At 67.4% G+C, this 26,385-nt stretch carries 30 protein-coding genes and 1 tRNA gene; 23 read left to right on the forward strand and 8 right to left on the reverse strand.

The genetic code is table 11. From position 1 onward, the window contains the following. Positions 1 to 158 precede the first annotated feature (158 nt). Complete coding sequence (locus tag AX692_RS08290) at positions 159 to 767, forward strand: flavodoxin family protein (protein ID WP_073975267.1); 609 nt, start codon at positions 159 to 161, stop codon at positions 765 to 767. On the opposite strand, the gene AX692_RS08295 is transcribed toward AX692_RS08290, so the two are convergent. The 7 genes from AX692_RS08295 to aroA all read right to left on the reverse strand — a co-directional run bounded on the left by AX692_RS08295 (position 755) and on the right by aroA (position 7,062). Continuing rightward, entirely contained in the window at positions 755 to 1,732 is a 978-nt protein-coding gene (locus tag AX692_RS08295) for an NADPH:quinone oxidoreductase family protein (RefSeq protein WP_073975266.1), read from the reverse strand. The genes AX692_RS08290 and AX692_RS08295 overlap by 13 nt on opposite strands. Then, entirely contained in the window at positions 1,732 to 2,070 is a 339-nt protein-coding gene (locus AX692_RS08300) for a DOPA 4,5-dioxygenase family protein (protein WP_073975265.1), read from the reverse strand. The genes AX692_RS08295 and AX692_RS08300 overlap by 1 nt, the downstream gene beginning before the upstream one ends. Positions 2,071 to 2,073: 3 nt before the next feature. Beyond that, positions 2,074 to 2,829, reverse strand: coding sequence for a hydroxyacylglutathione hydrolase (gene gloB / locus AX692_RS08305; RefSeq protein WP_073975264.1), 756 nt, complete (start codon positions 2,827 to 2,829; stop codon positions 2,074 to 2,076). Positions 2,830 to 2,947: 118 nt separating this feature from the next. Beyond that, positions 2,948 to 4,654, reverse strand: a complete 1,707-nt coding sequence (rpsA, locus tag AX692_RS08310) for a 30S ribosomal protein S1 (protein ID WP_073975263.1) — start codon at positions 4,652 to 4,654, stop codon at positions 2,948 to 2,950. Positions 4,655 to 4,868: 214 nt separating this feature from the next. Then, positions 4,869 to 5,489, reverse strand: a complete 621-nt coding sequence (locus AX692_RS08315) for a (d)CMP kinase (RefSeq protein WP_073975261.1) — start codon at positions 5,487 to 5,489, stop codon at positions 4,869 to 4,871. Further along, positions 5,486 to 5,749, reverse strand: coding sequence for a CBU_0592 family membrane protein (locus AX692_RS08320; protein WP_073975255.1), 264 nt, complete (start codon positions 5,747 to 5,749; stop codon positions 5,486 to 5,488). Before AX692_RS08320 ends, AX692_RS08315 begins: the two co-directional genes overlap by 4 nt. Beyond that, positions 5,746 to 7,062: a 3-phosphoshikimate 1-carboxyvinyltransferase gene (gene aroA / locus AX692_RS08325; RefSeq protein ID WP_073975254.1), complete on the reverse strand. Its 1,317-nt coding sequence runs from the start codon at positions 7,060 to 7,062 to the stop codon at positions 5,746 to 5,748. The genes AX692_RS08320 and aroA overlap by 4 nt, the downstream gene beginning before the upstream one ends. A gap of 176 nt (positions 7,063 to 7,238) precedes the next feature. On the opposite strand from aroA, the gene AX692_RS08330 reads away from it, so the two are divergent. The 22 genes from AX692_RS08330 to rimK all read left to right on the forward strand — a co-directional run bounded on the left by AX692_RS08330 (position 7,239) and on the right by rimK (position 25,595). Continuing rightward, the gene (locus tag AX692_RS08330; protein ID WP_073975252.1) at positions 7,239 to 7,583 is read left to right on the forward strand and encodes a TIGR02300 family protein; all 345 of its coding nucleotides are present in this window, start codon (positions 7,239 to 7,241) and stop codon (positions 7,581 to 7,583) included. A 240-nt stretch (positions 7,584 to 7,823) separates the two neighbouring features. Then, positions 7,824 to 7,899: transfer RNA gene (locus AX692_RS08335), tRNA-Ala, on the forward strand. A gap of 134 nt (positions 7,900 to 8,033) precedes the next feature. Further along, positions 8,034 to 9,488, forward strand: coding sequence for a signal recognition particle protein (ffh, locus tag AX692_RS08340; RefSeq protein ID WP_073975250.1), 1,455 nt, complete (start codon positions 8,034 to 8,036; stop codon positions 9,486 to 9,488). A 55-nt stretch (positions 9,489 to 9,543) separates the two neighbouring features. Beyond that, complete coding sequence (gene rpsP, locus AX692_RS08345) at positions 9,544 to 10,029, forward strand: 30S ribosomal protein S16 (protein WP_073975249.1); 486 nt, start codon at positions 9,544 to 9,546, stop codon at positions 10,027 to 10,029. Positions 10,030 to 10,035: 6 nt separating this feature from the next. Continuing rightward, a complete protein-coding gene (rimM, locus tag AX692_RS08350) occupies positions 10,036 to 10,539 on the forward strand; it encodes a ribosome maturation factor RimM (RefSeq protein WP_073975248.1) in 504 nt (167 codons plus the stop codon). A gap of 4 nt (positions 10,540 to 10,543) precedes the next feature. After that, on the forward strand, positions 10,544 to 11,092 hold the full coding sequence (locus tag AX692_RS08355) for a glycine-rich domain-containing protein (RefSeq protein ID WP_073975246.1): 549 nt from the start codon (positions 10,544 to 10,546) through the stop codon (positions 11,090 to 11,092). Then, positions 11,092 to 11,916, forward strand: coding sequence for a TIGR04222 domain-containing membrane protein (locus AX692_RS08360; protein ID WP_073975244.1), 825 nt, complete (start codon positions 11,092 to 11,094; stop codon positions 11,914 to 11,916). The genes AX692_RS08355 and AX692_RS08360 overlap by 1 nt, the downstream gene beginning before the upstream one ends. Positions 11,917 to 11,938: 22 nt before the next feature. Next, on the forward strand, positions 11,939 to 12,892 hold the full coding sequence (locus AX692_RS08365) for a carbon-nitrogen hydrolase family protein (protein ID WP_073975242.1): 954 nt from the start codon (positions 11,939 to 11,941) through the stop codon (positions 12,890 to 12,892). Beyond that, complete coding sequence (locus AX692_RS19600; RefSeq protein ID WP_155644807.1) at positions 12,880 to 13,110, forward strand: hypothetical protein; 231 nt, start codon at positions 12,880 to 12,882, stop codon at positions 13,108 to 13,110. Before AX692_RS08365 ends, AX692_RS19600 begins: the two co-directional genes overlap by 13 nt. Continuing rightward, positions 13,107 to 13,850 carry a tRNA (guanosine(37)-N1)-methyltransferase TrmD gene (trmD, locus tag AX692_RS08370; RefSeq protein WP_073975240.1) on the forward strand — a complete coding sequence of 248 codons (744 nt, stop codon included), beginning with the start codon at positions 13,107 to 13,109 and terminating at the stop codon, positions 13,848 to 13,850. The genes AX692_RS19600 and trmD overlap by 4 nt, the downstream gene beginning before the upstream one ends. Then, entirely contained in the window at positions 13,847 to 14,215 is a 369-nt protein-coding gene (rplS, locus tag AX692_RS08375; RefSeq protein ID WP_017665507.1) for a 50S ribosomal protein L19, read from the forward strand. Before trmD ends, rplS begins: the two co-directional genes overlap by 4 nt. Positions 14,216 to 14,864: 649 nt before the next feature. Further along, entirely contained in the window at positions 14,865 to 17,072 is a 2,208-nt protein-coding gene (locus AX692_RS08380) for a DPP IV N-terminal domain-containing protein (RefSeq protein WP_419470491.1), read from the forward strand. Between the two features lie 79 nt (positions 17,073 to 17,151). Further along, the gene (locus tag AX692_RS08385) at positions 17,152 to 18,177 is read left to right on the forward strand and encodes an aspartate-semialdehyde dehydrogenase (RefSeq protein WP_073975238.1); all 1,026 of its coding nucleotides are present in this window, start codon (positions 17,152 to 17,154) and stop codon (positions 18,175 to 18,177) included. A gap of 9 nt (positions 18,178 to 18,186) precedes the next feature. Continuing rightward, positions 18,187 to 18,807, forward strand: a complete 621-nt coding sequence (locus AX692_RS08390; protein ID WP_155644808.1) for a DUF2238 domain-containing protein — start codon at positions 18,187 to 18,189, stop codon at positions 18,805 to 18,807. Continuing rightward, on the forward strand, positions 18,804 to 19,376 hold the full coding sequence (locus tag AX692_RS08395; protein WP_073975234.1) for a hypothetical protein: 573 nt from the start codon (positions 18,804 to 18,806) through the stop codon (positions 19,374 to 19,376). Before AX692_RS08390 ends, AX692_RS08395 begins: the two co-directional genes overlap by 4 nt. 10 nt (positions 19,377 to 19,386) lie before the next feature. Continuing rightward, entirely contained in the window at positions 19,387 to 20,037 is a 651-nt protein-coding gene (locus tag AX692_RS08400) for a 2-hydroxychromene-2-carboxylate isomerase (protein ID WP_073975233.1), read from the forward strand. Beyond that, positions 20,034 to 20,483: a GFA family protein gene (locus tag AX692_RS08405; RefSeq protein ID WP_073975231.1), complete on the forward strand. Its 450-nt coding sequence runs from the start codon at positions 20,034 to 20,036 to the stop codon at positions 20,481 to 20,483. The genes AX692_RS08400 and AX692_RS08405 overlap by 4 nt, the downstream gene beginning before the upstream one ends. Continuing rightward, entirely contained in the window at positions 20,456 to 21,244 is a 789-nt protein-coding gene (locus AX692_RS08410; RefSeq protein ID WP_073975229.1) for an alpha/beta fold hydrolase, read from the forward strand. Before AX692_RS08405 ends, AX692_RS08410 begins: the two co-directional genes overlap by 28 nt. A gap of 63 nt (positions 21,245 to 21,307) precedes the next feature. Continuing rightward, the gene (locus AX692_RS08415) at positions 21,308 to 23,164 is read left to right on the forward strand and encodes a M2 family metallopeptidase (RefSeq protein ID WP_073975227.1); all 1,857 of its coding nucleotides are present in this window, start codon (positions 21,308 to 21,310) and stop codon (positions 23,162 to 23,164) included. Beyond that, positions 23,164 to 24,156: a YncE family protein gene (locus AX692_RS08420; RefSeq protein ID WP_155644811.1), complete on the forward strand. Its 993-nt coding sequence runs from the start codon at positions 23,164 to 23,166 to the stop codon at positions 24,154 to 24,156. The genes AX692_RS08415 and AX692_RS08420 overlap by 1 nt, the downstream gene beginning before the upstream one ends. Further along, positions 24,156 to 24,608 (forward strand): ATP-dependent zinc protease, encoded by a 453-nt coding sequence (locus AX692_RS08425; RefSeq protein WP_073975226.1) that lies wholly within the window; start codon positions 24,156 to 24,158, stop codon positions 24,606 to 24,608. Before AX692_RS08420 ends, AX692_RS08425 begins: the two co-directional genes overlap by 1 nt. Before the next feature lie 84 nt (positions 24,609 to 24,692). Beyond that, positions 24,693 to 25,595, forward strand: a complete 903-nt coding sequence (gene rimK / locus AX692_RS08430) for a 30S ribosomal protein S6--L-glutamate ligase (protein WP_073977634.1) — start codon at positions 24,693 to 24,695, stop codon at positions 25,593 to 25,595. Positions 25,596 to 25,611: 16 nt separating this feature from the next. Here the strand turns inward: rimK and AX692_RS08435 are convergent, their stop codons facing one another. Beyond that, positions 25,612 to 26,379 carry an SDR family NAD(P)-dependent oxidoreductase gene (locus AX692_RS08435; protein ID WP_073974636.1) on the reverse strand — a complete coding sequence of 256 codons (768 nt, stop codon included), beginning with the start codon at positions 26,377 to 26,379 and terminating at the stop codon, positions 25,612 to 25,614. Between the last annotated feature and the right edge of the window lie 6 nt (positions 26,380 to 26,385).

Below are 26,385 nucleotides of genomic sequence, written 5' to 3' on the forward strand. Positions count from 1 at the left end.
GGCTTGCCGACCATACGGTGATCGAGAGGGCGGCCCGCTGTGGCCGCCCTTCCTGTTTTGGTTGGTCAGTCGGTCGCGGAAGCGGGGCGGATCGGCGGGGCGGGTGAAACATCGGGGCCCCGGCCCAGCTTCTCCTTCTTTTCGCAAGGAGATCGCCCATGACGCTCACCGCCTGCGCCATCAACTGCTCGCTCGCCCGCTCGGGCAGCCGCGAGAGCTCGACCGACGCGATGATCGCGGTGCTGCGCGAGGCTTTCGCAGGGCATGAAGTGGCGCTGGGCGAACCGATCCGCATCGCCGATCACAACGTCAAGCCGGGGGTCACTTCGGATGAGGGCGAGGGCGACGATTGGCCGCGCATCCGCCAGACGATCCTTGCCGCCGACATTCTCGTGTTCGGCACGCCGATCTGGCTGGGGCAGGCCTCGTCCATCGCCAAGCGGGTGCTCGAACGAATGGACGCCTTCCTGTCGGAGACCGACGACAAAGGCCGGATGCCGAGCTACGGCAAGGTCGCGGTCGCGGCGATCGTCGGCAATGAGGACGGCGCGCATTGGGCGTCCTCGCAGCTGTTCCAGTCCTTGAACGACACGGGCTGGACCATTCCCGCCGTCGCGGCCTGCTATTGGGTCGGCGAGGCGATGGGGAGCACCGACTTCAAGGATCTCGACGCGGCTCCCGAAAATGTGACCAAGACCGCGGAGATGGTCGCCAGCAACGCGGCGCATCTGGCGCGGCTGCTGAAGGACGCGCCCTATCCGGGCTGAAACACCACCTTGCCCACCAGCTCGCGCCGCGCCATCGCCTCGAAGCCCTCGCGCCAGCGCGAGAGGGGAAGCGTGCGGTCGATCGCGGGGGTGATCGCCCCCGCTTCGGCAAGCCGGGCGATGGCGCGGGTGATCGCCGCGCCCCGCTCGGGAAAGCGGCGGGCGTATTCTCCGGCGCGCAGGCCGACGATGCTGAAGCCCTTGATCAGCGGGATGTTGGTCGAAACCTCGGCGATCCGCCCGCTGGTGAAGCCCACCACGATGAGCTTGCCGCCGAATGCGACGCAGCGGGTGGACTCGTCGAACACGTCGCCGCCCACGGGATCGAAGACGATGTCGGCGAGCGCTCCGCCGGTGAGCTGCGCGACCTCCTCGCGAAAGCGCCCCTCGGCGGTGATTACGGCCTCGGGGTGGGCTAGAGCGGCGATCCGGTCGGCCTTGGCGGGCGAGCCGGTGGTGGCGATCACCCGCGCGCCCAGTGCCCGCGCGAGGTCGCAGGCTGCAAGGCCCACGCCGCCGCTCGCGCCATGAACCAGCACCCACTGGCCCTCCTCAAGGCCGCCCAGCTCGACGAGCCCGGTGAAGGCGGTCGCATAGGCCGCGCCCATCGCGGCGGCGGCGGGAAAATCCATCCCGGCGGGCATGGGCGAAAGCTTGTCTGCCGGCACGCAGGCGATTTCGGCGAAGGCGCCGGTCTTGTTGCCGCCCATCACGCGGTCGCCGGGCGCGAAGCCGCTGCCGGCGTCCGCCTCAAGCACTTGCCCCGCGAATTCGAGGCCGCTGGTGAAGGGCACCGCCGGCTTGAACTGGTATTCGCCTCGGGTCATCAGGAGGTCGGGGAAGTTGAGCGAAGCGGCGGCCACACGCACCTTGACCTCGCCCGCGCCGCGCGCCGGCTCCGCCACATCGGCGAGCACCACGCCCGACAGGTCGCCCGAGAGGCGTTCGACGATCAGCGCCTGCATCAGCCGAAGATCGACAGGTCGAGCGGTTCCGAGGGGCCCAGCCACAGGACGTAGCGGGTGTGATCGGCAAGGTCGTTGCCCGACAGGCCGTGGCAGAAGATCGTCAGGTCGCCGCGCTCGTGCATTGCCCACAGGGTGAAGGCCGCGAAGGTCTCCGGCGACATCGACAGCTGGCACGACCCGCGCGGATGGGGGCCGACGGCCGCGAGGTGGAAGCGCCCGACCGCGATCCTGAAATGCGCCCGCGCGCGCTCGGCAAAGGCCTGCGCCTCCCCGACCTGGTCCGCGTCATAGTAGATGTGGGCGTGAAAGCCCCGGATCGCCCCCGGGTTCTGCATCGGTCAGAAGGTGTCCTTTGCCGCCCGCAGCGCGGCGAAGGTTTCGGCCGGGATGCTGCCGCCCCAGCGGGCCATCATGTCGGGATCGTCGGCGCGCAGGAAGGGGTTGGTGGCAAGCTCGCGCCGAAGCGTGGTCGGCACGGTCGGCTCGTCCTTCGCGCGCTTGGCGGTGATCTCGTCGATATAGTCCTTGAGCGCGACGTTGTCGGGATCGGCATGGGCCGCGAACTTCGCATTCGAGGCGGTGTATTCGTGCGCGCAGTAAAGCAGGGTTTCGGGCGGCAGGGCCTTTATCCGCGACAGGCTGTCCCAGAACTGCCCGGGCTCGCCCTCGAACATCCGCCCGCAGCCGAGCGCGAAGACCGAATCGCCGACAAAGGCGATGCCGGCTTCGGGGAAATGGAAGGCGATGTGGCCGTTGGTGTGGCCCGACACGTCGATCACCTGCGCAGCGACCTCGCCGATCATCACCGTCTCGCCATGTGTCACCGTCCGGTCGAGCGGGAACTTGCCCGCGACCTCGGCGGGCCCGAGGATGGTGCAGCCGGTCGCCTCCTGGATATGTGCGTTGCCGCCCGCGTGGTCGGGGTGCCAGTGGGTGTTCCAGATCTGGGTGATACGCCAGCCCTTAAGCTCGGCCTCGAGCAGGTACTGCCTGGCGTCGGGCGTATCGATGGCGACGGTTTCGTGGCTCTCGGTGTCGTGGACGAGATAGCCGTAATTGTCGCTGAGACAGGGGAACTGGTGAACGTGGATCATGGGCGCGACCTTACGCCCATGCGGCAGACGTGAAAAGGCCCGCCTGCTCGGTTGAGCGGGCGGGCCTTTCGAATTGGCCGAGGAGGCCCGCCCCGCGCGGGGGCGAGCCTTGCCGGAATTACTCGCTGCCCTTCTTGAGCGCGGCGCCAAGGATGTCGCCGAGCGAAGCGCCCGAATCCGACGAGCCGAACTGCGCAACCGCTTCCTTCTCTTCGGCGATCTGGCGCGCCTTGATGGAGAAGTTGGGCTTCTTCGAACGGTCGAAGCCGATCACCATGGCATCGACCTTCTGGCCGACCTGGAAGCGGTCCGGGCGCTGCTCGTCGCGGTCGCGGCCGAGGTCGGAGCGCTTGATGAAGCCGGTCGCGCCATCTTCGCCGACCTGCACTTCGAGGCCGCCGTCGCGCACTTCGAGCACGGTGACGGTGACGGTCTGGTTCTTGCGCAGGTTCGAGCCGGTCGAGGCCGCTTCAGCCGAAGGCGCGCCCTTTTCGAGCTGCTTCATGCCGAGGCTGATGCGCTCCTTGTCGACGTCCACGTCGAGCACGATGGCCTTGACCATTTCGCCCTTGCGGTGGAGCGCCAGCGCGTCCTCGCCCGAGATGCCCCAGGCGATGTCCGACATGTGGACCATGCCGTCCACGTCGCCATCGAGACCGATGAACAGGCCGAATTCGGTGGCGTTCTTGACTTCGCCCTCGACTTCGCTGCCGACCGGGTGCTTCTCGGCGAACTCGTCCCACGGATTGCGCTGGGCCTGCTTGAGGCCGAGGCTGATGCGGCGCTTGTCGCTGTCGACCTCGAGCACCATCACGTCGACTTCCTGCGAGGTCGAGACGATCTTGCCCGGGTGGACGTTCTTCTTGGTCCAGCTCATTTCCGAGACGTGGACGAGGCCTTCGATGCCCGGCTCGAGCTCGACGAAGGCGCCATATTCGGTGATGTTGGTGACCTGGCCCTGCAGCTTCATGCCGACCGGGTACTTGGCCGCGACGCCATCCCACGGATCGCTCTCGAGCTGCTTCATGCCGAGGCTGATGCGCTGCGTTTCGGCGTTGATGCGCACGATCTGCACGGTCACGGTGTCGCCGATGGCGATCACTTCGCTCGGGTGGTTGACGCGCTTGTAGCTCATGTCGGTGACATGCAGCAGGCCGTCGATGCCGCCGAGATCCACGAAGGCACCGTAATCGGTGATGTTCTTGACCACGCCGTCGATGATCTGGCCTTCGACCAGGTCATTGATGAGCTCGCTGCGCTGTTCGGCGCGGGTTTCTTCGAGGACGGCACGACGCGAGACCACGATGTTGCCGCGGCGACGGTCCATCTTGAGGATCTGGAAGGGCTGCGGCACGTCCATCAGCGGGGTGACGTCGCGCACGGGGCGGATGTCGACCTGCGAGCCGGGGAGGAAGGCCACGGCGCCGTCGAGATCGACGGTGAAGCCGCCCTTGACGCGGCCGAAGATGCGGCCCTCGACGCGCTTGCCTTCGCCGAATTCGCTTTCGAGCTTGTCCCAGGCGGCTTCGCGGCGGGCGCGGTCACGCGAGAGCATGGCTTCGCCATCGGCGTTCTCGACGCGGTCGACATAGACTTCGACTTCGCCGCCGACGGTCAGGCCGTGGTCGTCATCGCCGCGGGCGAATTCTTTCAGGGAGATGCGGCCTTCGCTCTTGAGGCCGACGTCGATCACGGCAAAGCCGTTCTCGATCGCGGTGACGGTGCCCTTGACGACGCGGCCCTCGAAGCCTTCGTCGCCGGCGCCGCCGAGCTGTTCGTTGAGGAGCGCCTCGAAATCGGCGCGAGTGGGCATTTGGGTTGCCATAGGCTCAAAAAGTCCTGTTTCGTTGTGCTACCGGCCACCGGTTTTTCCGGGGTCTTTCACCGCTTCCCGTGCACCATTGCGCGGGCTGGCGGGGCAAGAGGCAGACTTCTCCGCGTGGCCCCATGCCAGCACGAAGGTTCCTTCAACCGTGGATGATTGCGAGAACGGGGCCGCGCCTAGGCGAGAGCCTTGCGAAATGCAAGGAAAACCGCCCTCAGTCGAACCGTGCCAGCACCGCCTCGATCGCCGCAGCGATGGCCTCGTCAGGGCCGAGCGTAGTGGTGTCGAGCAAAACCGCGCCGGGGGCGGCAATCAGTGGCGCATCGGCGCGGTTCATGTCGCGTTCGTCTCGGGCGGCGATATCGGCCTCGATTGCAGCGAGCTCCACCGCGATCCCGCGCCCGGTCATCTCCAGCCAGCGCCGCCGCGCGCGTGTGGCGACGCTGGCGGTGACGAATAGCTTCACCTGTGCCTCGGGCGCGATCACCGTGCCGATATCGCGCCCGTCGAGCACTGCGCCGCCCTCCTGCCGGGCGAAGGCGCGCTGGCGTTCGTAGAGCGCGCGGCGCACCTGCGGATGGACGGACACGCGGCTCGCATAGCCGCCGACCTCCTCCGAGCGCAGGATGTCGTCCTCCAGCAGGCCTTCGGGAAAGTCGCAAGCCGCCAGCGCTTCGGCCGGATCGTCGGGGTTGCCGCCGTTCAACTGCACCTGCCGCCCGACCGCGCGGTAGAGCAGCCCGGTATCGAGATGCGGCAGCGCGAAATGCGCCGCCAGCGCCTTGGCGATGGTGCCCTTGCCTGAAGCCGTGGGGCCGTCGACTGCGATGATCATTCCGCCGCCTCCCTGCGTCCGCGCCAGGCTTTCACCAGGCCGACCAGCGCGATGGAGGCCCAGAAGAACTCCAGCACGAGGCTCGCCCAGTTGGTGTGGTAGATCAGCGAGACCGTAAGCAGCGCGGCGCCGAGTAGGTTGGTGCCGTGGAGCAGGAAGGGGTTGGTCGCCTTGGCAAGTGTCAGATAGGCATAGGCGCCGATGATGCAGGCCGTGCCGAACAGGCCGACGATGCTGGGCCAGTCGAGCGGGGTGTTCACGCCGTCGCCTCTTGCAGAAGCCCCATGAAGGTGGGGAAGCTGGTGTTGATCGGGCTGATGTCGTCGACCTCGACCCCCTCTGCGCTGACAAGACCCGCGACCGCCATGCTCATGGCTATGCGGTGATCGAGCAGCGACTTGACGCGTCCGTTGGCCGTGCCCCTGAGCGGCTCGCCGCCGGTGCCGTGGATGGTGAGGCCGTCCTCGTGCTCCTCGACCCGCGCGCCCGCAGCCGTGAGCGCGGCGGCCATGGCGGCGAGGCGGTCGCTTTCCTTGACGCGCAGTTCCTCGAGGCCGGTGGTGCGGGTGGTGCCGCTGGCGAGCGTGGCTGCGACGAAGAGCACCGGAAACTCGTCGATCATGGCGGGCGCGATGGCCGGGTCCACCTCGACGCCGCTGAGCTGCGCATGGCGCACCCGCAGATCGGCGACCGGCTCGCCGCCGACCTCGCGGGGGTTCACCTCCTCGATATCCGCGCCCATCTGGCGCAGCACGTGAAGCAGCCCGGCACGGGTCGGGTTGAGGCCGACATTCATGATCGTGAGGTCGCTCCCCGGCACCAGCGTGGCAGCCACCATGTAGAAGGCGGCCGAGGAGGGATCGCCGGGGACGGTCACGTCCATCGGGGTGAGTTCCGCCTCGCCGTGGACGGCGATCACGGTCTCGCCGTTCTCCTCGCCCACTTCGAGCTTCGCGCCGAAGCCGGTGAGCATCCGCTCGGTATGGTCGCGGGTGGGGACGGGCTCGATCACGCGGGTCATGCCGGGGGTGTTCAGCCCCGCGAGCAGCACAGCGCTCTTGACCTGCGCGCTCGCCACGGGGAGGCGGTATATGATGGGCACGGCCGGGCTGGCACCGCGCAGCATCAGGGGCAGCGTGCCGCCCGCGCTCGCCTCGAAGCTGGCGCCCATCATCGAGAGCGGGTCGATCACGCGCTTCATCGGGCGGCCCGACAGGCTCGCATCGCCCGTGAAGGTGGCGGTGATCGCGTGGCTCGCCACGAGGCCCATGAGGAGCCGCGTCGATGTGCCCGAATTGCCCATGTCGAGCGCCTGCTTGGGTTCGAGCAGGCTGCCCACGCCGACGCCGTCGACGGTCCACACGCCGTCCTCGCCGCGCGCCACCTGCGCTCCGAAGGCACGCATCGCGGCGGCGGTGGCGAGTACATCCTCGCCCTCGAGCAGCCCGGTGATCCGGCTGCGGCCCACCGCAAGCCCGGCGAACATCAGCGAGCGGTGGCTGATCGACTTGTCGCCGGGAACGCGGATCGTGCCGGTCAGCGGGCCGATGGGGGCAAAGCGGTGGCTGGTCATAAGGCGGCGGTCTTTGACAGCGCCCCGCGCTTCTGGCAAGGCGCGCCGCGTTTGCCCGCCCGGCTCTTGATAAAGAGCTTGCCGGGACCAATTTTTGCGATCAATCGCCCTTCGAATTTCGTGACACTGACAAGGCCCGCCCTTCGCCGAGGGTCGGCCTCAATCGAGGAATACACATGGCCAAGCCCGAATGGGGTACCAAGCGTACCTGCCCGAAATGCGGGACCCGCTTCTACGATCTCGGCAAGGAAGACCCGGTCGCCTGCATCGAATGCGGCGAGACCTGGACGCCGGAGCCGGTGCTCAAGTCCAAGCAGCCGATTCCCTTCGAGGAAGTCGAGAAGAAGGTCGATGCCGAAGCCGACGCCGATCTGGGCGGTGACGATGATCTGGGCGATCTCGAGGACATCGAGGATATCGACGAGGACGGCGATTCGCCCGATAACGATGTCGACCTCGGCGGCGACGACGATCTCGGCGTGTCGACCGGCACCGGCGACGACGACGAGGATGATTCCTGAGTGTAGCGCTCGCCCGTCCGGGCGAGCGTCCTCGGCGCTGTTCCCGCCGCGATGCGGCGGGGCACCTGCGGCTCGGCCCCGTGGCCTCGCGGTCGCTATGCGACCGATGCAGCCCTTGCAATCCGATCTTCGGATTTTGAGTCGTGCCGATCAAATTTCGCTTGCAAGGGGGAGGAGGCCCTTATAATGGCCGCCTCCCGCGAGCAGGGCACCCGCCCTGCCTCGCATGATGACTGGCTCGGGGCCTTAGCTCAGCTGGGAGAGCGCAACACTGGCAGTGTTGAGGTCAGCGGTTCGATCCCGCTAGGCTCCACCAGTCACCATTGATCAAAGTCGAAAGGCGCATCCCCTTGAGGGGACACCTTCCGCAACGCTGGCCGACGAGGTTTCGTCCGCCGGCGTTTTTCGCATGATGCGCGGGGCTTCGGCGCGCGCGAGGAGAAGTGAGCGATGTTCGACACGCTGTCTGACCGTCTCGGGGGCGTATTCGACAAGCTGAAAGGCCGCGGCGCGCTGCGTGAGCAGGACGTGCGCGATGCCATGCGCGAAGTGCGCATCGCGCTGCTCGAAGCCGACGTCGCGCTCCCCGTCGCCCGCCGCTTCATCGATGCCGTCACCGAGAAGGCCGTCGGCCAGGATGTCCTGAAGTCGGTCACTCCCGGCCAGATGGTCATCAAGATCGTCCATGACGAACTGGTCGAGACGCTCGGCGGGATGGAGGTCGAAGGCCTCAAGCTCGAAGCGAAGCCCCCGGTCGTGATCATGATGGTCGGCCTGCAAGGCTCAGGCAAGACCACTACCACCGCCAAGCTCGCCAAGCTGATCCGCGAACGCCACGGCAAGAAGGCGCTGATGGCCTCGCTCGACGTCAACCGTCCGGCTGCGCAGGAGCAGCTGGCGGTGCTGGGCGGGCAGGTCGATGTGGCCACCCTGCCGATCGTCGCGGGCCAGCAGCCGGTCGATATCGCCCGGCGCGCGATGGAATCGGCCAAGCTCCAGAATTTCGACGTCCTGCTGCTCGACACCGCGGGCCGCCTGCATGTCGACGATGCGCTGATGGCCGAGATGAAGGCCGTCGCCAGCGTTTCGGCCCCCAATGAAGTGCTGCTGGTGGTCGACTCGCTCACCGGCCAGGACGCGGTCAACGTCGCCCAGTCCTTCAGCGGGGAGGTGCCGCTCACCGGCGTGGTGCTGACCCGAATGGACGGTGACGCCCGCGGCGGTGCGGCGCTCTCGATGCGCGCGGTCACTGGCAAGCCGATCAAGTTCGCGGGCACCGGTGAAAAGCTCGACGCAATCGAGCCCTTCCGTCCCGGCTCGGTCGCCGACCGCATCCTCGGCATGGGCGACGTTGTCAGCCTGGTCGAGAAGGCCGCAGCGACGATCAAGGAAGAGGATGCCGAAAAGCTCGCCCGCAACCTCGAGAAGGGCAAGTTCGATCTCGACGATCTCGCCATGCAGCTGCGCCAGATGCGCAGCATGGGCGGCCTCGGGATGCTCGCCGGCATGATGCCGGGCATGAAGAAGGCCAAGGCCGCCATGGCCAACTCGGGCATGGACGACAAGGTGCTGATCCACATGGAGGCGATCATCTCCTCGATGACCGCCAAGGAACGCGCCAACCCCGACCTGATGAACGCCAAGCGCAAGAAGCGCGTTGCGGCGGGCAGCGGGACCGACGTGCAGACGGTCAACAAGGTGCTCAAGATGCACCAGGAAATGGCCCGCGCGATGAAGCAGATCAAGAAGATGGGCGGCCTCAAAGGGCTCGCCGCCATGTTCGGCGGCGGCGGCGGACCGATGGGCGGCATGGGCGGCGGCGCAGGCGGCCTCCCGGGCCTCGGCGGTCCCGGTCCGATGGGTGGCCTGCCCGGCCTCGGCGGCCCTCCGCGGTTCAAGAAATAGTTTCAAGTCAGAAGTTTCGGTTCAAAGGTTCAATTCTCTCGAAAGGTAACACCTCATGTCTATCTCCATCCGGCTCTCGCGCGGCGGTGCCAAGAAGCGCCCCTATTACCGCATCGTCGTCGCCAACAGCCGCTCGCCCCGCGACGGCAAGTATCTCGAGCAGATCGGCACCTATAACCCGCTGCTCGCCAAGGACAGCCCCGAGCGCGTGAAGCTCGTCGAGGACCGCGCCCGCTACTGGCTCGGCGTCGGCGCGCAGCCGACCGACCGTGTCGCCCGCTTCCTCGATGCCGCCGGCATCAAGGAGCGTGCCGCCCGCGTGAACCCCAAGAAGGGCGAACCGGGCGAGAAGGCCAAGGAGCGCGCCGAAGAGCGTGCCGCCAAGATCGCCGAGGCCGAGGAAGCCGCGCGCGCTGCCGAGGAAGAAGCCAAGGCCGCTGCCGCTGCCCCGGCCGAGGAAGCGCCCGCCGCTGAAGAAGCTGCCGCCGAGGAAGCGCCTGCTGCCGAGGAAGCTGCCACCGAAGAGCAGGCCGAAGGCTAAGCCGCGATGAGCTCCAAGCCCGTCACCCTTGCCGCCATCGCCGGCGCGCACGGGGTGGCGGGCGAGGTGCGTCTGAAGCTGTTCGGCGAGGGCGTCGCCACGCTCGCGCAGCACAAGAGCTTCAACGACGGCGCGCTCACCCTCGTGAAGATCCGCGAGGACGGGAAGGGCGGGGCCATCGCCCGCCTTGCCGAAAGCACCTCCCGCGCCGATGCCGAGAAGCTGCGCGGCACGGTGCTGACCGTCCCGCGCGAGGCGCTCCCGCCGCTGGGCGAGGGCGAATTCTACCATGCCGACCTGCTCGGCCTCCCGGTCGTCACCGATGCCGGAGCGATGATCGGCACCGTGCTCGCGATCGAGAACTTCGGCGCGACCGACATCATCGAGATCACTCTCGACCCCGCCCCCGCGAAGGGGCCGAAGACCTTCATGGTTCCGATGATCCCCGCGGCGGTGATCGAATGGGACGACAATCGGCTTGTGATAGCCGCGGATTTCGCCGATAATTGACGACGTGAGTTCGCCCTTCGACGAGACTCTCTGGCAGCGCATCGCCGACCACCACATTGGCCCGGCGGATGCATCGCTTTCCTTCGCCGCCCGCCTTGCCCGCGAAAACCGCTGGAGCCCCGCGCACGCCGAGCGCGTGATCGGTGAATACAGGCGCTTCTGCTATCTCGCGCTGACCGCCGGCCATGAGGTGACGCCGTCCGACGCGGTCGACCAGGCCTGGCATCTCCACCTCACCTACAGCCGCGATTACTGGCAGGTGTTCTGCCCTGAGGTTCTCGGGCGCGATCTCCACCACGGCCCGACACAGGGCGGGCCGACCGAGCGCGATCGCTTCTACCGCCAATATGCCGCGACGCTTGCCGCCTACGAAACCGCCTTCGGCACCGCGCCGCCCGCCGACATCTGGCCGGGCGCGCATCGGCGCTTTGCCGTCGATCCGCGGGGAGTGCGCGTTAACCTTTGGCGTGATATTGTGCTGACACGCCGGGTCGCGCTGGCGCTGGGCCTCACCCCGGTTACCATGGGGTGGCTTGCGGGAAGGATGATGTGATGGAGCTGTTCTCGTCCTGGACGGGCAGCGATTTCCTGCTCTTCTACAGCGTCTTGCTGGTGTTTGCCGCCGCCGGCGCATGGTGGATCCCGCACCTTTTGCGCGATGCCGGGCGCCGCGGCACCCTCGATGATGTCGAGAGCGTGGCCGTGCTCACCGGCGGGCGGTCACGGCTGGCCGATTCGCTGCTGGCCGAGCTCTTCGTGCATGGCGCGCTGGGCGAGGGCGAGAAAGGCAAGCTCGCCATCACCCACCGCAACGTGGCGGTCTCGCCCGCGGGCCGTGCGCTGCTCGAAGCGGGCGAGCCGCTCAGCCTTGCCGCTGCCAAGAAGGCGCTGGGCGCCCATGCCGAGCGCGTCGCCGCCAAGCTTCAGCGCGCCGGGCTGCTGATGCGCGATGCGGACTACACGCGGCTCCGCTGGCTGGCGATCACGCCGCTCGCGGCGCTGTTCCTGCTCGGACTCTACCGACAGCGTGCGGGCGATGCGGTGGGCGAGCCGACCGGATTTCTGGTGATCCTGCTGTTCGTGACCGCCGCGCTGGCGCTGGTCCGCTTTTTCACCGTCGATCCGCGCACCGCTGGCGGGATCGAGGCAGTGCGCGATCTGCGCACGAGAAACGGCCGCTTCTCGCGTGCCCCTATGCCGGACGAGGCCGCGATGGCGGTCGCGCTGTTCGGCACCACGGTGCTGGTCGGCACGCCGTGGGAACCCGTTCATGCGATGCGCAAGCCCGAGGGTGACGGCGGTTCGGGCTGCGGCGGCAGCAGCAGCGACGGCGGCTCGGGCTGCGGCGGGGGCGGCTGCGGCGGTTGCGGAGGCTGATTTCCCGGCGTAAGCGGCGGGAATGACCAAGCTTCCTGTCGCCGTCGTGCAAGCCGCCCCTGTCCCGCTCGATTTTAAGGGCGGGATCGACAAGGCCGTGTCTCTCGCCCGCGCGGCGGTAGAGAGCGGGGCGAAGGTCGTCGCCTTCGGAGAGACCTTTCTGGGGGGCTATCCGCTGTGGCTCGACGAGGCGCCGGGCGCGGCCTTGTGGGATCACCCGGGGGCGAAGGCGCTACACCGGATCATGCTGGAGCAAGCGGTGGTCGCCAATGACGAGCGGCTGCTGCCCTTGCAGGAACTGGCCGATGCGAGCGGCGCGATCATCTCCATCGGCGCGCATGAGCGGGTGCGGCGGAGCCTCGTCAATAACCAGCTGACCTTCCGCCCCGGCCTGCCGGTGATGGACCACCGCAAGCTGGTGCCGACCCACGGCGAGCGCCTGATCTGGGCGCGGGGTGATGGCTCCACCTTGGGCGTGCATCAGGCCGAGTGGGGCCGGATCGGCTCGCTGATCTGCTGGGAGCACTGGATGCCGCTCGCCCGCGCGGCGATGCACAACCTCGGCGAGGACGTGCACATCGCCGCCTGGCCCACGGTGCGCGAGAGCCACGCGGTCGCCTCAAGGCATTATGCGATGGAGGGGCGGTGCTTCGTTCTGGCGGCGGGGCTGGTGCAGATGAAGGACGAACTGCTGGATGGGCTGGAGCGGGTTGGCGGTGATGCCGCCGCGCGCGAGTTGCTCGAAGCCATCCCCGGCGAGGTGCTCAACCGCGGCGGCTCCCTGATCGCCGCTCCCGACACCCGCGTGATCGCGCAGGCGGGCGAGGGGGAGGAGACGCTTTTCGCGGAGCTTGACCTTGCCGAGGTGGGCGAGGGGCTGACGAGCCTCGATACGGACGGGCATTATGCGCGGCCCGATGTTTTTGAACTGCGAGTGGATACGCGGGCGAAGGAGGGGGTAAATTGGCTGAATTGACCATCCATCATTTGATGGCCTTTGCTCGAACCTCAGCTCGAGATGTGCCCATCAACGAATTTTCTTGCCTTGATGGTTGCAGTAGACCCGTTGAGGTGCCGACCTTTGAAGTGGCTACGCTACTGTTTTTTCTTGTTCCCATTGCCTTTGCAATTGCGTGGCTATTGTTTCGAATGCCCAAAATAGGCCCGAAGTCGAGAGACAACGATACCGAATGACCTTCGCCGCCACCATCCTCACGCTCTACCCGGAGATGTTCCCCGGGCCGCTCGGGCACTCCATTGCCGGGCGCGCGCTGGCTGAGGCCAGGTGGGCCTGCGAGACGGTGCAGATCCGCGACTTCGCCACCGACAAGCACCGCACCGTCGATGATACGCCTGCGGGCGGCGGGGCGGGGATGGTGCTCAAGTGCGATGTGCTGGCGCGGGCGCTCGACAGCGCGCCTGCCGCCGGACGCCCCATCCTCGCCATGACCCCGCGGGGCAAACCCATCACCCAAGCCCGCATCCGCGAACTCGCGAGCGGCCCCGGCGTCATCATTCTTTGCGGCCGCTTCGAGGGCTTCGACGAACGCCTGTTCGAGGCCCGGCCGGAGATCGAACAGGTCTCCCTCGCCGACATCGTGCTTTCCGGTGGCGAGATGGCGGCGCTTACCATCCTTGACGCTTGCATTCGCCTCCTTCCCGGAGTAATGGGCGCCCCTTCCAGCGGGGCCGAGGAGTCGTACGAAAACGGCCTTCTCGAGTACCCGCACTACACCCGACCTTACGAATGGGAAGGGCGCACGATCCCCGAAGTGCTGCGATCGGGGGATCATGCGAAGATCGCGGCGTGGCGCAAGCTGCAAAGCGAGAATGACACACGGTCACGCAGGCCGGACTTGTGGGAGCGCCATGAGGGCGCTCGGGTCCAGCCTGCCTCTGGCGCGCGGCGCAAAACCAAGGAACCGGACCAGTGAACCTGATCCAGCAGATTGAAGCCGAAGAAATCGCCAAGTCCGGCAAGGACATCCCCGAATTCCGCGCAGGCGACACCGTCCGCGTCGGCGTGAAGGTGAAGGAAGGCAACCGCGAGCGTATCCAGGCCTATGAAGGCGTCGTGATCGCCCGCTCGAACCGCGGCATGGGTTCGAACTTCACCGTGCGCAAGATGAGCTTCGGCGAAGGCGTCGAGCGCGTCTTCCCGCTCTACTCGCCGATCGTCGAGAGCATCACCGTGGTCCGCCGCGGCGTGGTGCGCCGCGCCAAGCTCTATTACCTGCGCGGCCGCACCGGCAAGAGCGCGCGTATCGTCGAGCGCAAGGCCTCCGCGCCCAAGGCGTAAGGCTTTTCGGCCAGCAAATCGCGAAGGGCGGCTCCGGCAAGGGGCCGCCCTTTTCGTTTGCGCATCTTGCCTTTGCGCGGCGGCGTTGCAAGGAGGTTGCGGACACAACCGAAAGGCCGCCACCTTCATGCGTTCACGCCTCGCCGCGATCCTTGCCCTTGCCCTTGTCGGTCCCATCGCGGCCGCACAGGCACAGGAAACCGCCGCAAGCTCCCCTTCGTCACAGGACGAGACCGTATCGGCATCGCTCTCGGGCGAGGGGCTCGAGCAGTTCTGCAGCTCAGCCTGGCCGCGTGGCGAGGAGGGATCGCCGAATCGGGATTTCTGCCTCTATTTTCCCATGCGAATCCAGAAGGTGGCCAAGCTGGAGGATGGCACGAACGCGCTGTCGGTGTTCGGGCTGATCAAGAATATCGGAGGCAAGGCCAAGCCCGTCCCGGCTGTGGCCGTGATTGCACGCGACGGGGAGGGCCGCATCGTGTTCCGCAAAGCCCTTTCGTCCGAAGGGGACCCCCTCCCGGTCGGCGCGGCTGTGACGGTTGCGCAGGATGTGGGCGCGCTTCCGGCGACGGCGAGGTCGATCACCATCGGTTGGGCCGCCAGTATCGAGAGCGAAGCCGCGCCATCCCCTTCTGCGAAAGAGAACGCCATGCTCACCTTCGAACGCGTCTTCGGCTCCCCCGGCCTTGATGGCCCCGCGCCGCGGCAGGTCAAGCTTTCCCCCGACGGGCGCTTCCTCACCCTGCTGCGCAACCGCGCCGATGATCGCGATCGCTATGACCTGTGGGGCTATGACATCGAGACCCGCGAGTGGCGGATGCTGGTGGATTCGGAGAAGCTCGGCTCGGGCCGCGAACTCTCGGAAGACGAGAAGATGCAGCGCGAGCGTGCGCGCGTCGGCAGCCTCAAGGGGATCATCAGCTACCAGTGGGCGAGCGACGGCAGCGGCGTGCTGGTGCCTCTGGATGGTGACCTGTTTCTGGCGAAGCTCGACGGCACAGTGACGCAGCTCACCGATACCGAGGGGACGGAACTCAACCCCAAGCTGTCGAGCAAGGGCGCTTACGTCAGCTTCGTGCGCGACCGGCGGTTGTGGGTCGGCCCGGTCGGCGGCGAGGCCAAGCCGATCACGCCTGCTGGCGAGGCCGAGACCATCCGCTGGGGCGAGGCGGAATTCGTCGCGCAGGAGGAAATGGCACGGCTGCAGGGCTATTGGTGGAGCCCCGACGACAGCCGCATCGTCGTCCAGCGCACCGACGAGGCCGCCGTCGGCGTCGTCACCCGCGCGGCGATCGGGGCGAAGGGCACCAAGGTGTTCGACCAGCGCTACCCGGCAGCGGGCACCGACAATGCCGTGGTCGAACTGTTCGTGATGAATCCTGATGGCTCGGGCAGCGTCAAGATCGACCTCGGGCTCGATCTCGACATCTATGTCGCCCGCGTCGACTGGGCGCCCGATGGCAGCGCGATCTATGTCCAGCGGCAGGATCGCGCGCAGACGAAAATCGACGTGCTCAAGGTCGATCCCGTGACCGGCGCGAGCACGGTCTGGTTCACCGAGACTGCCGCGCGCCCCGACTACTGGATCAACCTCAGCGACAATTACCGCTTCCTCAAGGACGGTAGCCTGCTGTGGTGGTCCGAGCGTGACGGCTATGGTCACTTCTATCGCTTCGGCGGTTCCAAGGTTGCCGCGGAAGTGCTTGCAGCCGAGGCGGCGGGTGAGCCGGTGATCTACAACAACGGCCGGTGGCAGCAGCTCACGCGTGGCACCACGCCGACCACCGCGCTTGTCGGCGTGGACGAGGCGGCCGGCACCTTCACCTATCAGGCGACCCGCGATGTCCTGACACAGCAGATCTATCGGGCGCGGCTGGACGGGACGGGGGAGCCCGAGCTGCTGACCGACCCCGCCTTCACCAACAGCGCCAGCATGGATGGCGCAGCCCGCCTGCTCTACGTCACCCGCTCGGGCCCGAACCAGCCCCCCCAGTCCTACCTCGCCACCCCCGACGGCAACCGCGTGGCGTGGATCGAGGAGAACCGCGTCGAGGGCGAGCACCCCTATGCGCCCTTCCTCGCCGGCCACGTCACGCCCGAATACGGCACCATCGCCGCCGAGGACGGCACACCGCTCCACTGGATGATGCTCAAGCCGAAGATGGAGCCAGGCAAGCGCTACCCGGTGTTCTTCAGCCATTACGGCGGGCCGGGCCCGCAGATGGTGACCAAGGGCTGGGGCGGGGCGCTCGCGCAGTCGATCGTGGACAGTGGTTACATCTATTTCGTCCTCGACAACCGCGGTTCGGCCAATCGCGGGGTGGATTTCGAACAGCCGCTCTACCGCGCGATGGGCGGGGCCGAGGTGCGCGACCAGAAGGCCGGCGCGCTGTTCCTCAAGAGCCTCGACTATGTCGATCCGGCCAAGATCGCCACCTATGGCTGGTCCTATGGCGGTTACATGACGCTGAAGATGCTCGAAGCCGACCCGGGGCTTTACGCGGCGGGCATCGCGGGCGCGCCGGTGACGCGCTGGGAACTCTACGACACCCACTACACCGAACGCTACATGGGCGATCCGCGCGAGGTACCCGAGGCCTACGAGAAGGCGAGCGCCATTCCGGACGCGACCAAGATCGCCGATCCGCTGCTGCTGATCCACGGCATGGCCGACGACAACGTGATCTTCGAGAACTCCTCGGAGCTGATCAGCGTCATGCAGGAGAGCAACACGCCCTTCGAGATGATGCTCTACCCCGGCTACACCCACCGCGTCTCCGGCCCGAAGATCGGGCCGCACGTGTGGAACGGCATCTTCCGCTTCCTGAGGGCGCACGGCGTAGCGCCGCCCGAATAGGTCTGCACGACGACGATAGCGGTTGCGCTTGGCGCACCCGTCGCTATCTCGCGGCTGCGAAGTGATAGGAGAACGCCAAGTGGGTTACCGGGTGGCAGTGGTCGGTGCGACCGGCAATGTCGGGCGCGAGATGATGCAGGTCTTGGCCGAGCGCGAGTTTCCGTGCGACGAGGTCGCCGCGGTTGCCTCGTCGCGCTCCACCGGGAGCGAGGTCGAATTCGGTGACACCGGCAAGATGCTCAAGTGCAGGAACATCGAGCATTTCGACTGGGCCGGATGGGACATTGCGCTGTTCGCGGCCGGAAGCGGCCCGGCCAAGGAATATGCCCCCAAGGCGGCGGCTGCCGGGTGCATCGTGATCGACAATTCCTCGCTCTACCGCATGGACCCCGATGTCCCGCTGGTGGTGCCCGAGGTGAACCCAGACGCGATCGACGGCTACACCGCGCGCAACATCATCGCCAACCCCAACTGCTCGACCGCGCAGCTGGTGGTGGCGCTGAAGCCGTTGCATGATGCCGCGACGATCAAGCGCGTGGTGGTCAGCACCTATCAGTCGACCTCGGGCGCCGGGAAGGCGGGCATGGACGAGCTCTTCGCTCAATCCCGCGCGATCTTCGTCGGCGATCCGGTTGAGCCGCAGAAGTTCACCAAGCAGATCGCCTTCAACGTCATCCCGCATATCGACGTCTTCCTCGACGATGGTTCGACCAAGGAAGAGTGGAAGATGGTGGTCGAGACCAAGAAGATCCTCGACCCGAAGATCAAACTGAGCGCGACCTGCGTGCGCGTGCCGGTGTTCGTGGGCCACTCCGAGGCGGTCAACATCGAGTTCGAGAACGAACTCAGCGCCGAAGCCGCGATGGACATCCTGCGCGAGGCGCCCGGCGTGATGCTGATCGATAAGCGCGAGGATGGCGGCTACATCACGCCCGTCGAATGCGTGGGAGACGCCGCGACCTTCGTCAGCCGCGTGCGCGAGGATCCGACGGTCGAGAACGGGCTCACCATGTGGGTGGTCTCGGACAACCTGCGCAAGGGCGCCGCGCTCAACGCGGTGCAGATCGCCGAGCTGCTCGGCCGCCGCCACCTCAAGAAGGGTTAGACACCGAGCGTGCTGCCGCTTGCGACAGCGCAGCGCTGGATGCTTGCGGCGGTGGCGCTAGCCGTGCCGCTGAGCGCGTGGGGGGCAATCTACCCGACCAACACCTGGTTGCAGGTCGGCCCGGTGGCGCTGATGCTGCCGCTCGCCTACCGGCTGCTGCGGCACTGGACGGTCAGCAATGCCTCGGCCGCCTGCATGACCGGATTTGTGCTGCTGCATCTGTTTGCGGCGCGCTGGTCCTACAGCTTTGTCCCCTATGAGGCATGGTTGGGCGAGGGGATCAGCGCGGTCTTCGGCTCGGATCGCAACAATTTCGATCGGCTGGTGCATTTCCTGTTTGGCGTGCTGGCGATGCCGCCGATGGTGGAACTGGGCGCGCGCCATGGCGGACTGTCGGCGCGGATGGCGCTGGCCTTCGCGCTGATGTTTGTCTTGGCGGTGGGCGGGCTTTACGAGATTTTCGAGTGGTCGCTCACCCTGTCTCTGGCGCCCGAGGATGCCGGGGCCTACAACGGCGAACAGGGCGACATGTTTGACGCGCAGAAGGATATGGCGCTAGCCGGGTTGGGTGCCGTGCTAACGGTGCCGCTCGTGCGCCGCGCGGGCTGGTGGAGAGGGATTGCGGAATGAAGAAGGAACTGGCGCTGCTGGCGCTTGCGGGCGCCTTGGCTCTGGCGGGTTGCGACAGCGGCGGGGTGCCGAGCCCGGCCGAAAAGCTCGAGGGCAAGGGGCAGGAAGCGCCGGTTGCGGCCAACGCCGTCGCGCTGCGGGGCGACGGGCTGACGGCGGGGGCCGAGAGCTTCTTCTTCGCTGCCGGGAAGGCCGAGGTCGAGGCTGCGCTCGCCAGCGCGCTGGGCACGGCGCTGCGCAGCGGCGAGAACCCCGAATGCGGCGCGGGGCCGATCACCTTCACCGATTACGCGGGCGGGCTCACCGCGCATTTCCAGGAGGGGCGTCTGGTTGGCTGGAACTGGCACCTGCCGCAGGACGGCGACCGCGCGCCGAGTGGCACCGTCGCGCTGGCAGGAAAGGTGCAGCTCGGCACCCCGCGCGCCGAGGTCGAGGCCGCACCCGGTTTCGCCAAGGTCGAAGGCAGCACGCTGGGCGAGGAATTCGCGCTCGGCGACAGGCTCGGCGGTTTTATCAACGGCGACAAAGTGGAGATGCTCTATGCCGGAACCCAGTGCTTCTTCCGTTGAGCCTGCCGGCATGACGCTGCGGGCCGACCTGTTCTTCAGCTTCCGCTCGCCCTATTCCTACCTTGCCGTCGGGCGCTACCGGGCAATGACCGAGGAATACGACCTTGCCATTGCGCTGCGCACCGTGTGGCCGATCGCGATCCGCGATCCCTCGATCCTGTTCACCGGCAATCCCAATGTCGGGCGTTACATCTTCATCGACGCCGCCCGCTCGGCGCAGATGCTCGGTATCCCCTATCGCTGGCCGCGCCCCGATCCGGTTGCGCAGAACCTCGCGACGCGCGAGATCGCGGCCGAGCAGCCGCATATCCACCGCCTGTGCCGGATGGGGCAGGCGGCCGAGCGGGCGGGGCGGGGGCTGGCCTTTGCCGACGAGGTCTCGCGGGTGATCTGGTCGGGCACGGTCGATGACTGGCACGAGGGCGATCACCTCGCTGAGGCCGCCGCACGGGCAGGCCTCGATTTCGCCGCGCTCGAGGCAGAGGCGGCCGATGATGCGGCGGCGCTCGACGCGGAGATCGAAGCCAACCAGGCCGCGCTTGAAGCGGCGGGCCACTGGGGCGTGCCGACGCTGGTGTTTGAGGGCGAACCCTTCTTCGGGCAGGACCGTATCGCCATGGCCAAGTGGCGGATGGAGCAGAAGGGACTGCAACCGCGATGAAGGGCGAACTCACCGGCGGGTGCCTGTGCGGCGCGGTGCGCTACTCGCTGCGTGAGGGCCTGCGTCTCAACGCCTATGCCTGCCACTGCACCGATTGCCAGAGCCGCACCGGAAGCGCCTTTTCCGAGCACATGCTGTTCGCGCTCGCCGATCTCGTCATCACGGGCGAGCTCGATGTCGGCGAATATGACCAGCCGAGCGGGGCGCACTCGCGTATCCACGGCTGCGCCAGATGCAAGGCGCGCATCTATGCCACCAACGACTCGCGCGAGGGGATGGCGAGCCTGCGCTGCGGCACGCTCGACAACAGCGCGTCCTTCGTCCCCGCCGGGCACGTGTGGGTGAAGAGCAAGCAGCCGTGGATCGGCCTGCCCGAAGGCGCGAAGGTGATGGACGAACAGCCGCGCAGCACCGAGGAATGGGTCGCCTTCGTGGGGCTGGCGTGAGCGCGCCGGAAACCTCCCGCTTCGCCAGCTTCGACGGCACGCATCTCGCCGTCCACACTCTTGGCGAGGGGCCCCCGGTGGTGGTGCTCCACGGGCTGTTTTCCAGCGCGCAGATGAACTGGATCAAGTGGGGCCATGCCGAGGCGCTCGCGGCGGCGGGGTTCCGGGCGATCATGCTCGATTTCCGGGTTCACGGTGAGAGCGACGCGCCGCGCGATGCGGCGGCGTACCCCACAGGCGTGCTGGTGCGCGATGTCGCCGCGCTCGCCGAGCATTTCGCGCTCGAGCCGGGGGGGTTCGACATGGTCGGCTTCTCGCTCGGCGCGCGCACCGCGGTGCACACCGTGGCCCACGGGGTGCTCGAACCGCGCCGCCTCGCCATCTGCGGGATGGGGGTCGCGGGGCTCGCGGGCTGGGCGCGGCGGGCGGATTTCTTCAAGCGGGTGATCGACGAATTCGACACCATCCGCCCCGGCGATCCCGTCTATGCCGCGCGGACGTTCCTGAAGTCGCAAGGGGTCGACCGGGCGGCCGCGCGGCTGTTGCTTGGCGCGATGGACGATTTCGACCTCGCGAGCCTCGCCAACATCACCATGCCCACCGCCGTGATCTGCGGCGACGAGGACCGCGACAACGGCTCTGCCGAAGACCTTGCCGCGCTGCTGCCGGAGGCACGCTATGTCGAGGTGCCCGGCACCCACATGGGCAGCGTGACGAAGCCCGAACTCGGCTCGGCGATTGCGGGCTTCCTCGCGGCTTGATTCCGCCGCCAAGCGCGTTCAAACCTGACACCATTGTCACATGACTGACGGGAACCCCTCGCAATGAAATCTGCCGCTCCCCTGCTGAAGGGCGCCGCCGCCGCGCTCGCCATCGCCTTTGCCGCGCCGCTCGCCGCGCAGGAGGCCGCGCCGGCCGCAGCCCCCGCCGCCGCCTATCCCGAAACGCCCGAGGGTGCTGCGGCCTGGGTTGCCATGGTCGAGGCCGATCTCGCCGCCTTCTCGAAGGAATATGGCCACGTCTCCTGGCTCAACGCCACCTACATCAACCATGACAGCGACACGCTCGCCGCGCGCTACGGCGCCGAGCTGACGGTCAAGCAGGTCGGCTACGCCAACGAGGCCGCGCGCTATGCCCGCGTGGCCGGGCTCGATGCCGAGACCGCGCGCAAGCTCGACATTCTCCGGAACGGCATTTCGCTTCCCGCCCCGAACCGCCCCGGCGCGGCCGAGGAGCTCAATGCGATCGCCACCCGCCTCGGCTCGGCCTACGGGCGCGGCAAGGGGACGCTGAACGGCCAGCCGATCAACGGCAGCGACATCGAGGCCGAGATGGGCAACCTTGAGCGCACCCCGGACGAACTGAAGGAAATGTGGGCAAGCTGGCACGACAATGTCGGCGCCCCGATGCGCGGCGACTATGTCCGCATGAGCGCGCTCGCCAACGAGGGCGCCAAGGAGCTGGGCTTTGCCGATTACGGCGCGATGTGGCGTTCGGGCTACGACATGCCCCCCGAACAGTTCGCCGCCGAGACCGAGCGGATGTGGCAGGAAGTGAAGCCGCTCTATATCGCGCTCCACACCTATGTGCGCCGCAAGCTGAACGAGAAATACGGCGATGCCGTCCAGCCGCGCACCGGCCCGATCCGCGCCGATCTGCTCGGCAACATGTGGGCGCAGGAATGGGGCAATATCTACCCGCTGGTCGCCCCGGCAGGCGCGGGCGATATCGGCTATGACCTCACCGATCTGATCGCCAAGAAGAACCTCGACGCGGTCGGCATGGTCAAGGTCGGGGAGCAGTTCTTCTCCTCGCTCGGCTTCGCGCCGCTGCCCGAAACCTTCTGGGAGCGCAGCCAGTTCGTGAAGCCCGCCGACCGCGAGGTGGTGTGCCACGCCTCGGCCTGGAACATCGACAATGTCGACGATCTGCGCATCAAGATGTGCATCAAGCCCAATGCCGACGATTTCGTGACGATCCACCACGAGCTCGGCCACAACTACTACCAGCGCGCCTACAACCAGCAGGATCCGCTGCATCTCAACGGCGCGAATGACGGCTTCCACGAGGCGATCGGCGACATGATCGCGCTGTCGATCACGCCCGAATATCTGGTGCAGATCGACATGCTCGATCCTGCCCAGGTGCCGAGCGCCGACAAGGACATCGGCCTGCTGCTGCGCCAGGCGATGGACAAGGTTGCCTTCCTGCCCTTCGGCCTGCTGCTCGACCGCTATCGCTGGGGGCTGTATGACGGCTCGATCCCCGAGAGCGCGATCAACACCGGCTGGAACGATCTGCGCCGCGACTATCAGGGAATCGTCCCGCCGGTACCGCGCGATCCGGCCGGGTTCGATGCGGGGGCCAAGTATCACATCCCCGCCAACGTCTCCTACACCCGCTACTTCCTCGCGCGGCTGCTCCAGTTCCAGTTCTACAAGTCCGCCTGCGAAACCGCCGGGTGGAAGGGCCCGCTCCACCGCTGCTCGTTCTACGGCAACAAGGAGGTGGGCGCAAAGCTCGATGCGATGCTCCAACTGGGGTCCTCCAAGCCCTGGCCCGACGCGCTCGAGGCCTTCACCGGCGAGCGGCAGATGAGCGGCAAGGCGATGGTCGAGTACTTCGCCCCGCTCAAGAAGTGGCTCGACCAGCAGAACAAGGGCGAGACGGCGGGCTGGTGATGCGGCGCGGGGGACTGATCCTGGCCGGGATGCTGGCGGCGCTCGCCGCCGGCATGCCTGCTGCCGCCGAAACGCCGGACGGCGCGCTGTTCGTCGCGGGCAAGCGCGGCAACACGCTCGCCAAGGTCGATCTGGCGACGGGCGCGGAGGTGCTGCGACTGCCGAGCTGCACCAACCCGCACGAATTGGCGACCTCGCCCGACGGGCAGCACGTGGCGCTCGCCTGCTATGGCGGCACCACGGTCGATATCTTCGCGGCCACGACGCTCGCGCGGGTGGCCAGCATCGATCTCGGCACAAACGCGCGCCCGCACGGGATCGTCTGGCACGCGAATGGCGACATCTATGCGACAGCCGAGGGCCGCCAGTCGATCTTCCGCATCTCCGATCCCCTGTCGGAAACGCGCGCGCTGTTCGAGTTCGGCTCCGGCAAGATCGGCACGCACATGCTCGCGGTCAGCCCCGATGCGCGCACGGCGTGGACGACCGACCTCGGCTCGCGCACGGTGACGCGGATCGACCTTGTCACCCGCCGCGCCCCACTTTCGGTGATGGTGGGCGAGGAGCCCGAGGGCATTGCGCTTTCGCCCGACGGCACCACGCTGTGGGTCTCTGCGCGGGGTTCCAATCAGGCCTTCGCGCTCGACCCGCAGACGATGGAGGTGCGCGAGACCATCGCCACCGGCCGCTTCCCCTTGCGCATCGCGGTGCGCCCGCAAGGGGACGTCGCGGTGACCAGCGATCTCCAGGACGGCAGTCTCAGCGTCATCGACACCGCCACCGCCAAGGTGATCCGCACCATCGCGGTCTCCGGCCCCGCCGAGGCACAGGCGCGGTTTCAGGTCACGATCCTGTGGTCGGACGACGGCACCCGCATCTACGTCGCCGAAACCGCCAGCGATACGGTCGCCGAGGTCGACTATGTCGCGGGCGTGGTGCTGCGGCGGCTGCCTGGCAGCGGGGGCGGGGACGGGATGGCGATCCTGCCCTGATGGCAGCAAGGCCGCCTCTCGTCGTGGGCTGGCGCGAGCTGGTGTGCCTGCCCGAACTGGGGCTCGCCGGCATCCCCGCCAAGATCGACACCGGCGCGCGCACCTCCTCGCTCCATGCCCATGTGCTCGAGGATTTCCTGCGCGATGGCGAACGCTTCGTGCGCTTCGCGGTCGACTGGGACGGGGAGCGGCATTTCTGCGAGGCGATCCATGTCGACCTGCGCGGCATCACCTCCTCGAACGGCGACCAGCAGACCCGCTTTGTCATAAAGACGCCGCTCTCGATCGGTAATCTCACCTTCCGGGCGGAAATCAGCCTGGCGGACAGGTCCCAGATGCAGTTCCCGATGCTGATCGGGCGCACCGCGCTTCGGCGGCGGATGGTGGTGGATAGTGGTCATTCTTGGCTGCAATCACCTGCGATAGCGCATATGGGGCGCCTCCGCCGGTAGCGCGCTTTCCAGCCGGGTGTCTTTGCCCGGCGGTTCGGAAAAGCGCGCCAAACAAGGGTCCGGGCCGGTCTTGAAAGGGTCTTCATGAAAATCGCGATGCTGGCGCGCAATGCCAACCTCTATTCGCACCGGAGGCTGAAGGAGGCCGCCGAGGCGCGGGGGCACAGCCTCGACATCCTCAACACGCTGCGCTGCACGGTGCACATCGCCAGCCACCGCCCGCAGGTGTTCTACAACGGCGCGCCGATCGCCGCCTATGACGCGGTGATCCCGCGTATTGGCGCCTCGATCACCAATTACGGCCTCGCGATCCTGCGGCAGTTCGAGATGACCGGCATCTGGTCGCTGAACGAGAGCGTAGCCATCGGCCGCAGCCGGGACAAGCTGCGGTCCTTGCAGATTCTCGCCAAGCACGGGCTCGGCCTGCCGCTCACCGCCTATGCCAACGACCCCAAGGCCGCCGAGGAGATCATCAGGGCGGTCAAGGGGCCCCCTGTCGTGATCAAGCTGATCGAGGGGACGCAGGGCATCGGCGTGGTGCTCGCCGAGACGATGAGCAGCGCCAAGTCGGTGATCGAGGCGTTCCGCGGCGCCAACGTCAACATCCTCGTGCAGGAGTTCATCAAGGAGGCCGGCGGCACCGACATCCGCGCGCTGGTGGTGGGCGGCAAGGTGGTCGCGGCGATGAAGCGCACGGGCGCTGCCGACGAGTTCCGCTCGAACCTCCACCGCGGCGGCAGCGCGCAGGTGATCAAGATCACCCCCGAGGAACGCTCGACCGCAGTGCGCGCAGCCAAGCGGATGGGGCTGAACGTGTGCGGCGTCGATATGCTGCGCTCGAACCACGGCCCCGTCATCATGGAGGTCAATTCCTCCCCCGGCCTCGAAGGCATCGAGAGCGCGACGGGCAAGGACATCGCCGGCCAGATCATCGACTTCATCGCCGCCAATGCGGGTGGGACGACCAAGACCAAGGGGCGGGGCTAGGGGCCTCGGGCGCGTCTCACGCGTTCCGCGCCATCAGCCCCCCGTCGACCGGGATCGCGACGCCGGTGATGTAGCTCGCCGCCGGCAGCACCAGCGACAGGGTGATGTGTGCGACCTCCTCCGGTTCGCCGTAGCGCCGCAATGCGGTGCGGCGTTTCGCGAAGATCACCTTGTGCTCCTCGGATACGGCGTCGGTCATCGCGGTGCGGATCGGGCCGGGGCAGATGCAGTTGACCGTAATCCCCTCCGGTCCGAGATCGACGGCGAGGCCACGCGTCAGGCCGATCACCCCGGTCTTGGCCGCGACATAGGGCGTATCGCCCGGGGTCGCGCCGAGGCCCTCGGTCGACGCGATGTTGACGATCCGCGCCGCATCGCTCTGCCGCAGGAAGGGCAAAGCGGCGCGCACCATGCGCTGGTGGGCGGTGAGCATGACGGCGAGCGCGCGGGCCCACACCTCCTCGTAAACGGGATCATCGAGCGCGCAGAAGCTCGAGACGCCCGCGTTGTTCACGAGGATGTCGATCCCGCCGAAATCCGCACCGATCCGCGCGACGGTGGCGGCAATCGCCTTGGCGTCGGCGACGTCGAGCGCATAGGCGCGCGCCTCCCCGCCGCATTGCGCCGCCACGGCCGCGGCAGCCTCGCCGTCGCGGTCGACTACGGCGACACGCGCGCCCTCGGCGGCGAACAGCAGCGCACTCGCCCGGCCAATACCGCTAGCAGCGCCGGTGACGATCGCACAGCGCCCCGCGATCGAGCGTGAGAGTGGTGGATGAGTCATGGGTGG

This window comes from Erythrobacter donghaensis, assembly GCF_001557325.1.
Taxonomy (GTDB): Bacteria; Pseudomonadota; Alphaproteobacteria; order Sphingomonadales; family Sphingomonadaceae; genus Erythrobacter; species Erythrobacter donghaensis_B.